Here is a 586-nt window from a genome sequence, read left to right on the forward strand (position 1 = left end):
GACCGAGGAGCAATATCTCAGAGCATCTGAACTTCCTGTGAATTGAAGGACCATGAAGCTACTACTCTCCGTGGCGTTTTGCGTAGGACTTTTTGCCGTGGTAACGTCGTTGACTTGCAACGTGTGCGACTTCCGTGCCTTGTCCTTTTGTTTCACCACATCATCTGTAGAGGCCTGCACTGGAAACTGCTCCACCATCAAAGCCTTTCTAGGTGATGTGTCTTTGTTCACCAAACAGCGCTGTCAAACTGCATGTGTACCCCAAAATAAAACAAAGGATGGCATCTTCAGCTTTGAGTACACCAGTACCTGCTGCGACACCGACAAGTGTAACAGCGGCAGCTCGGCCAAGCTCTCTCTGTCTCTCGGCGTGGGAATGCTACTCATGTGGCTGCTCAAAGCTCTGTGAATGGATGCCATTCCTAAGGTCAATCTATGAAGGGGAAAGAAGCGTTTCCAGACTGCCCACCACTGCTTTAACTCTACATTGATTAACTTAAACTTAAAATGTTACATCCCAAACTCTAGACTGTGATTTCTCCCAAAGACAATCCGGGGTTCCGTATGAAACGAGGGCTGGCTGGCA

General features: G+C 48.3%; 1 protein-coding gene. It reads right to left on the minus strand.

What is annotated here, in order from left to right; genetic code table 11:
• Positions 1-198: hypothetical protein (locus tag EUU22_RS25670; RefSeq protein ID WP_205687936.1), on the minus strand; the 198-nt coding region annotated here is incomplete at its 3' end.
• Positions 199-586 lie beyond the last annotated feature (388 nt).

This window comes from Ciceribacter ferrooxidans, assembly GCF_004137355.1.
GTDB lineage: Bacteria > Pseudomonadota > Alphaproteobacteria > Rhizobiales > Rhizobiaceae > Allorhizobium > Allorhizobium ferrooxidans.